Genomic DNA, 7,636 nt, shown 5'->3' on the forward strand with positions numbered 1-7,636 from the left:
CGGCGCGGGACGGCGCGGCCCCGGGCGGTGTTCGTGGAGTACCCGCACCGCCGCATCCGGCATGGAGCACGGCGTCGCGCGGCAGTACGCTTGCCCGCTGTGGCCGAATTCGTAACCGTGGACCGGGGTGTGGCGGAGGGGATCGCCGTCATCCGGATCGCACGTCCGCCGATGAATCTGATCGATCTCCAGGTCGCGCTGGAGGTGGCGAGTGCCGCGGACGGGCTCGCGGTGGACGAGAGCGTGCGGGCGGTGGTGCTCTACGGCGATGAGCGGGTGTTCTCGGCGGGGGACAAGCTGACCGAACTGGCCGGGCTCTCCGCCGCACAGGCGACGGCCATGGCCGCGGACTTCCAGCGGGCGCTGGGCGCGCTGGCGCGGCTGCCGCAGCCGACGGTCGCCGCCATCAGCGGGTACGCGCTGGGGGCGGGGCTGGAATTGGCGCTGGGCGCGGATCGGCGGATCATCGGCGACAATGTGAAGATCGGCTTGCCGCAGATCAAGGCGGGGCTGATCCCGCTGGCGGGGATCCGGCGGCTGAGCCTGCTCATCGGCCCGGCGGCGGCCAAGGACCTGGTCTACACCGGCCGTTTCGTCGATTCGGAGGAGGCGGCGTCGCTCGGCCTCGTCGACGAGGTCGTCGCCCCCGACGATGTGTTCGAGGCCGCGCTGCGCTGGGCGCGGCGGTTCACCTCGGGTCCGGCCAAGGCCCTCGCGGCCGCCAAGCGGGTCTTCGAGGCGGGTACGCACGGGCACGATCGCGCCCGCGCGGAATGGGCGGAGCTGTTCGACACCGAAGATCAGCAGATAGGAACACGTTCCTATCTGGCGGCCGGTCCGGACGCGGCCCGCTTCGTGGGCCGATGACCGGGCCGATCAGCGGGCTCGCCTGGTGATTCATTAGGCTGCCCTGCATGACTGCTCGTCCTGACGATCCAGCGCCGAACCCGCACGCCACCGAGGCCGAGGTCCAGGCCGCGCTGACCGACAACAAGCTCGCCCAGGTGCTGTATCACGACTGGGAAGCCGAGACGTACGACGACAAGTGGTCCATCTCCTACGACGAGCGCTGCATCGAGTACGCGCGCGGCCGTTTCGACGCCGTGGTCCCGGACGCTCCGCTGCCGTACGACCGGGCGCTCGAGCTCGGCTGCGGTACCGGTTTCTTCCTGCTGAACCTGATGCAGTCCGGGATCGCGAAGTCCGGTTCGGTCACCGACCTGTCGCCCGGCATGGTGAAGGTCGCGACGCGCAACGGCCGCAATCTCGGCCTGGACGTGGACGGCCGGGTCGCCGACGCCGAGACCATCCCGTACGAGGACGACACCTTCGATCTGGTGGTGGGTCACGCGGTGCTGCACCACATTCCGGATGTGGAGCTGGCGCTCAAGGAGTGCCTGCGCGTGCTGAAGCCGGGCGGTCGTTTCGTCTTCGCCGGTGAGCCGACCACCATCGGCAACCTCTACGCCCGCAAGCTGGGCCAGGTCACCTGGAAGCTCACCACCGAGGTGACCAAGCTGCCGTTCCTGCGGGACTGGCGGCGTCCGCAGGAGGAACTGGACGAGTCCTCCCGCGCGGCCGCCCTGGAAGCCGTGGTCGATCTGCACACCTTCGATCCGACCGATCTGGAGAGCATCGCCCGGCGTGCGGGCGCGGTGGACGTGCAGGCCAAGACAGAGGAGTTCGCCGCCGCCCTGTGGGGTTGGCCGGTGCGCACCTTCGAGGCCGCCGTGCCCGCCGAGAAGCTGACCTGGCGCTACCGCATGGCGCAGTACCGGGCGTGGCTGGGACTGTCCAAGCTGGACGAGAAGGTGCTGCGCCACGTGGTGCCGCGGCAGTTCTTCTACAACGTCATGATCACCGGCGTGAAGCCCGGCGGCTCCAAGTAGCCGGTGGGCTACGTCTTCACTCGCGACGATGTCGCCCAGCTCGGCAGTGCGGCCGGTGCGGCCGCGCTCGCCGAGGCCGACCGGCTCCCGCTGACCGCCGCGACCCTGCTGCGCGATCTGGAGCGGCTGCGGCGCGACTTCGGCGACCGCGCGGCGGCGCTCGTCGAAACGGTGCGCCTGCGCCGCCGTGCCGCCGCCAAACTGGACGGTGCCGAGCGCTGGTTGCTCACCGACGACGCCCTCCAGCAGGCGACCCCGACGGCGGTGGCCCGGCACCGGGCGCGACGGCTGGCCGGACGAACCGTCCACGACGTCACCTGCTCGATCGGCGCGGAACTGGTCGAGCTGTCCCGCGTCTGCCCGGCGGTCATCGGCAGCGACCTGGACGCGGTGCGCCTCGATATGGCGGCGCAGAACCTGAATGCTGTTCGCCTGGATCTGGTTTCGCGCGGTCTCTCCCCGAGCTGCGACACCGTTCCGCGAAACGTGTTGCTGGCCAAGGCCGATGCGCTGGTGCCGTGCAGTGCCGCCGAGGTGGTGATCGCCGACCCGGCGCGGCGGGCCGATGGGCGGCGCACCCACGATCCGGCGAAGCTGCAACCGCCGCTACCCGATCTGCTGGCGGCGTACGCGGGTCGGGAGCTGGTCGTGAAGTGCGCTCCCGGACTGGATTTCGATCGGCTCGACTGGTCCGGTGAGGTCGAGGTGATGTCGCTCGACGGCGCGGTGCGCGAGGCGTGCCTGTGGTCGGCGGGCCTGGCGGAGGCGGGGGTGACCCGGCGCGCCACCGTGCTGTCCGCGAACGGCACCGCGTGGAGCCTTACCGACGCGGCACCCGACGACATACCCGAGCGCGAGCCGGGGGAGTGGATCGTCGATCCCGACGGCGCGGTGGTGCGCGCGGGCCTGGTCCGCCACTACGCCGCGAAACACGGCCTCTGGCAACTCGATCCGCGCATCGCCTATCTCACCGGCGACAGCGTCCCCGAGGGCGTGCGCGGTTTCCGCATCCTGCACCGAATGGATGTCAAGGAGAAGCCGCTGCGCGCCGAACTGCACCGCCGGGACTGCGGCCCGCTCGAAATCCTCACGCGCGGCGTGGATATCGACCCCGATGCGTTGCGCGGCCGGTTGAAGCCGCGCGGCACCCGGCCGCACACCCTGGTCATCACCCGGATCGGCCGCACGCCGACCGTCTTCCTGTGCGAGACCCCGGCCCCGGTTGCCTGAACACTGTGGTCGCCCCGCGCCGCGCGACGGCTACGCCTCCGGCTTGAACACGAACAGTTCGCCGATCTTGGAGGCCACCACGACCTCGCCCTCCGCGCCCACCGAGATGCTCTCCGTGGTTCCCTGTGCCCCGGGCAGCTCGTCGGAGTCGACGGTCCCGCCGGTTTCGGTGTCGAAGGTGATCAGGGTCAGTGCCCCGCCGAGGGTGGACACCGCGTAACCGGTACCGCCCGCGGTCTGCACCGGCCGCCCGCGCAGCGCCAGATCCTTGCGCTCCCAGGCGATCTCGGAGCTGTCGCCGTTGTCGCGCACCGCCATCAGATGGCCGTCGTCGCCGGACGGCACCAGTAGGCCGTCCGCGACGGAGATCGACCCGCGCAGCGGGAAGCCCACGTCCCGTGACCATGCGGTGCGGCCGTCGGCGGTGTCGACGGCGATCAGCCGGCCGGAGTTGTCGCCCACGTAGACGGTGGAGCCGTCGGCGGACAGCGCCGGGCTGGTGGCGCTGCCGCCGGTGAGCATGGCCGCCCGCCAGTCCTCACGCACCGCCTTGTCGCCGTAGGTCAGTGCCACGAGTTCGGCGGTGCCCTCGCCGGGGCGCCATACGGTCGCGTAGAAGCGTCCGGTCTCCCGGTCCACGGCCGACACGTTCGCCACCGGGCACTGGGGGCCGCCCGTGGCGCAGTCCTCGAGGCCCTGCCCGTCCGGCGGGCGGTTCAGGCCCGGATTCTCCAGCGGGTCGGGCTCGCCCAGCAGCTGATAGGTGGAGATCACGCGCTCGCCGGTCTGGCGGCTGAGCACGTCGACCTGGCCGCTCTGGGTCACCGACAGCACATTGCTGTCGCCGGTGAACTGCACCGATACCGGTACCCCGGCGACCGGCGTGCGCCAGCGCGGCTGGCCCAGCGCGTTGAACGAGTTCATGCCGCCGTCGTCGCCGACATAGATGTTGGTGCCGCCGTCCACCGCGCTCGCGGCCGCGATCGCGCTGGGGCCCAGGGGATTGCAGAAGCGTTTGCGCCCGGTGCCCATCTGGAAGGAGAACAGCGTGCAGGGCGAGTCGGTGCGGGTGGTGACGAACAGCTGTCCGTCCGGCCCCACGGTGACGGGTGCGGCGATCGGTCCGCCCACGGGGCGTGTCCAGTCCAGCCCCAGCGCCCGCGACCCGGTGACGGGAGTGGTGCCGCTGTTGCGGGCGTCGTGGAAGGCGACCGGCCAGCCCTTGCCCGGCCCCGCGGTGATGTCGTCGACATCGGTACCGCAGGCGGTGAGGGCGAACAGTCCGGTGACGCCGAGCGCCACCGCCGCGCGCCAGGGCGCGACGCGCTGTCGGGTCCGGTCGGGGCGTAGGTGTCGCTCACTGCGTCCGGTGTGCCGCCTGCCGCTTCGCACCTGCTGGTGTCCCTTCTGCCAGTACCGAAACTCCGGGTTCTTCGTCGGGGCTGATGCAGCCGGAGCACAGCCTACTTTCGCGCCCGTCGGCGGGTACCGATACCCTCGTCTAAACGATCCAGCTGCCGATCCGGCGGCGTCAGGAAACACAGGAGCAGTTCGTGACGAGCATGTGGGGCGCACCGTTGCGCTCGCGGTGGCGGGGGTCGCGGCGCCGGGATCCGGAGCAGGCGCGTTTTCTGACCATGGCATCGCTCAAGTGGGTTCTCGCCAATCGCGCGTACACGCCCTGGTATCTGGTGCGGTACTACCGCTTGTTCAAGTTCAAGCTGGCCAATCCGCACATCGTGTTGCGCGGAATGGTGTTTCTCGGCCGCAATGTGGAAATCCACGCGACGCCGGAGCTGGGCCGCATGGAGATCGGCCGCTGGGTGCATATCGGCGACGGCAACGCGTTGCGCTGCCACGAGGGTTCGCTGCGCATCGGCGACAAGGTGGTGTTCGGCAAGGACAATGTCGTCAACACCTACCTGGATATCGAGATCGGCGAATCCACCCTGGTCGCGGACTGGTGCTACATCTGCGACTTCGACCACCGCATGGACGATATCGGCATGCCCATCAAGGACCAGGGCATCGTGAAGAGCCCGGTCCGCATCGGCCCCGACACCTGGATCGCCGCCAAGGTCACCGTGCTGCGCGAGACCCGAGTGGGCCGCGGCTGTGTGCTGGGCGCGCATGCCGTGGTCAAGGGCGATATCCCGGATTACAGCATTGCCGTGGGCGCACCCGCCAGGGCGGTCAAGAACCGCAAGGAGGCGTGGGACGCCGCGGCCGAGGCTCGCGCGGCGCGGCAGGCCGCGCTGGCCGATATCGAGCGCAAGAAGAACGGCGTCGCCGCCTCCTGAGTGTCGGTGCGCCCCGGTAGGTTCGGCGGCATGAATCGCTATGCCGCCTTCCTGCGCGGGATCATGCCGAGCAACCCGAATATGCGCAATGAGAAGTTGCGCGGGGTATTCGAGGGTCTCGGCTTCGAGGGCGTCGCCTCGGTGCTCTCCAGCGGCAATATCGTCTTTCGCAGTGCGGAGACCGATGTGGCCGCCCTGGAATCCCGCATCCAGGAGGCGTTGCGCGATGAGCTCGGCATCGGTGGCGGCACGCTGCTGCGCGAGTACGGGGAGTTGCTGACGCTGGTCGATGCCGATCCCTTCGAGGGATTGACGCACTGTCGCGAGACCTATCTGACCGTCACCTTCCTGCGCGGCGACACCCCGCCGCCGCCTGCGCCCGGTGATCTCGACGCGACCGTCCGGGTCGTCGGCTACGATGCGGCGGCGCGGGCGGTGCTGTGGGTGGTGGACAACAGCGCGCCGAACGGCGCGGGGTTCATGGCGTGGCTGGAGCGGCAGTACGGCAAGGATGTCACCACGCGCACATTTCTCACGGTGCAGCGCGTGCTGAAGAAAATGGATTCCTGACCAATTCGAAAAGGGTTGATTTACAACGCAACCCTGCCGTTGCGCCGACGCAAACTATGGCATGCTGTCGCGCAGCAGTGCGGCGTGCGTAGGGGTGATCGTCCGAGCAAGGGGGTAGATCCTTGTTGGTTCGCTGGGCCGAGGACCTGGCCCGAGCGGTGCGAGAGCGGGAACGGGAGAATCTGACCCTGCTCTGGATGTCGCGCGCCGAATTCGACCGAAGTGTCGAATATGACCGAATTCGCTTCGAAAGTTGGGCTCCCGAAGCCGAATACGAGGATCCGGCCATTCGCACCGTGCGGCGCATCGGCGAATACTATCCGCGGCGCACCGGTGGCCGCCTGGTGATTCTGGGTGAGCCGGGCGCGGGCAAGGCCGTCACCCTGCTCGGTCTGCTGCTCGCCCTGCACGCCGAACGCGACGGCCTTCCGGTCGCGGACCGCGGCCCGATCCCGGTGCGGGTGGACGCCTCCACCTGGAACCCGTTGACGCGCAGCCTGACCGGCTGGCTCGCCGAGCGCATCGCCTGCGACTACGGACTGCGCACGATGGTCGTGCGGCGACTGGTGGAGGGCGGTGCGATCCTGCCGCTGCTGGAACGCGCCGACGCCATGGATGTGCCGGGGCGCGAACCGATTCGGCTGCGCCGCGCGATCGAACAGCTCGACGGTGACGAATGGGCGGACCGCCCGGTGGTGCTCGGCTGCGACGCCGACGTCTATCAGCGGCTGCGCGCCGACCGTACGGCGCTGAGTGCGGCGACGGTGATCGAACTCCAGCCCATCGGCACCCAGACGGTGCTGGAGCGGCTCAACGAGATGCGGGTCGATCCCAGCTACGACAGCGATACCTGGAAGCCGGTGGTGTGGCGGCTGGTGGAGAGCCCGGACGGCCCACTGGCCCGATCCCTGCGCACCCCACTGCGTTTCACCCTCGCCGTCAGCTACCTGCGGCGCACCGATGCCGACGACATCGTGCGGCTGGCCTGTGCGGGCAGCGAGGCCGAGGTGTCGTCGCTGCTGCATTCCGCGGTGCTGGGGGCGGCGGTCGACACCACCGCGCGCGCGGACGGTGACAATGCCTATTCCGAAGCGCACGTGCATCGTTGGCTGCACAGCCTCGCGCGCTACCTGGGCACGCGACCGCGCTCCGGTCGGCTCGACACCGTATTCGGCCGCGACGACATCTGGGAGCTGGTCGGCAGGCGCTCGCGCCTGCTGCACGCCACGCTCGCCGCGGTGCTCGGCTTCGTTCTGCTCGGCTACGCCTACGGCATCCTGACCACGCGCTACGCCTGCCTGCCCACCTCCTCCGGTGCGGGCCTGTTCGGCCTGTTCGGATGGTCGTGCGCGGCACCGGCTTTCGAACTCGATCCGCTGTTGATCCCGCTGGCCCTGCTGTGCGGGGTGGTGAGTGCGGCGCCGACCTGGACCCGGCAGTCGTGGTCGCCGGTGGCGAGCGTGCCCGCCCGGGTGGGTGCGACGGCCCTGTTCGCCGGGCTGGTGGTCGCCCTGGCGGTCGATATCGCCTGGTGGAACTACCGGCCCATGGAGTCGGCCCGCACCCTCGCCATCGGCTTGGCCGTTTCCGCCATCGCCGCGGCGGCGGTGGCGGCGCGCGGCTGGTCGGGCAGCACCTCCCGCCTGG

At 70.0% G+C, this 7,636-nt stretch carries 7 protein-coding genes; 6 read left to right on the forward strand and 1 reads right to left on the reverse strand.

Translation table 11 applies throughout. The annotated features are described in order from the left end of the window. Window positions 1-99: 99 nt before the first annotated feature. Genes QK444_RS28530 through QK444_RS28540 form a run of 3 tightly spaced genes read left to right on the forward strand, consistent with a single transcriptional unit; the run spans window position 100 to window position 3,119 of the window. Window positions 100-867 (forward strand): enoyl-CoA hydratase-related protein, encoded by a 768-nt coding sequence (locus QK444_RS28530; protein ID WP_282785232.1) that lies wholly within the window; start codon window positions 100-102, stop codon window positions 865-867. Between the two features lie 47 nt (window positions 868-914). Next, on the forward strand, window positions 915-1,889 hold the full coding sequence (locus QK444_RS28535) for a class I SAM-dependent methyltransferase (protein WP_282785233.1): 975 nt from the start codon (window positions 915-917) through the stop codon (window positions 1,887-1,889). Between the two features lie 3 nt (window positions 1,890-1,892). Further along, entirely contained in the window at window positions 1,893-3,119 is a 1,227-nt protein-coding gene (locus QK444_RS28540) for a class I SAM-dependent methyltransferase (RefSeq protein WP_282785234.1), read from the forward strand. 30 nt (window positions 3,120-3,149) lie between these two features. On the opposite strand, the gene QK444_RS28545 is transcribed toward QK444_RS28540, so the two are convergent. Continuing rightward, complete coding sequence (locus QK444_RS28545; RefSeq protein WP_282785235.1) at window positions 3,150-4,511, reverse strand: PQQ-binding-like beta-propeller repeat protein; 1,362 nt, start codon at window positions 4,509-4,511, stop codon at window positions 3,150-3,152. Between the two features lie 161 nt (window positions 4,512-4,672). Here QK444_RS28545 and QK444_RS28550 point away from each other — a divergent pair, with 161 nt between their 5' ends. From QK444_RS28550 to QK444_RS28560, 3 genes are all read left to right on the forward strand, one after another. Further along, entirely contained in the window at window positions 4,673-5,419 is a 747-nt protein-coding gene (locus QK444_RS28550; protein WP_282785236.1) for an acyltransferase, read from the forward strand. A gap of 30 nt (window positions 5,420-5,449) precedes the next feature. Beyond that, window positions 5,450-5,989, forward strand: a complete 540-nt coding sequence (locus QK444_RS28555) for a DUF1697 domain-containing protein (protein ID WP_282785237.1) — start codon at window positions 5,450-5,452, stop codon at window positions 5,987-5,989. 122 nt (window positions 5,990-6,111) lie between these two features. Continuing rightward, a partial coding sequence (locus QK444_RS28560; protein WP_282785238.1) for a hypothetical protein occupies window positions 6,112-7,636 on the forward strand: 1,525 nt, incomplete at its 3' end.

Origin of the sequence: Nocardia sp. CC201C (assembly GCF_030010695.1) — a bacterium.
Classification (GTDB): domain Bacteria; phylum Actinomycetota; class Actinomycetes; order Mycobacteriales; family Mycobacteriaceae; genus Nocardia; species Nocardia otitidiscaviarum.

Coding starts and splice junctions, on each gene's coding strand:
- QK444_RS28535 (WP_282785233.1), top strand. CDS start 915: ATGACTGCTCGTCCTGACGATCCAGCGCCGAACCCGCACGCCACCGAG.
- QK444_RS28555 (WP_282785237.1), top strand. CDS start 5,450: ATGAATCGCTATGCCGCCTTCCTGCGCGGGATCATGCCGAGCAACCCG.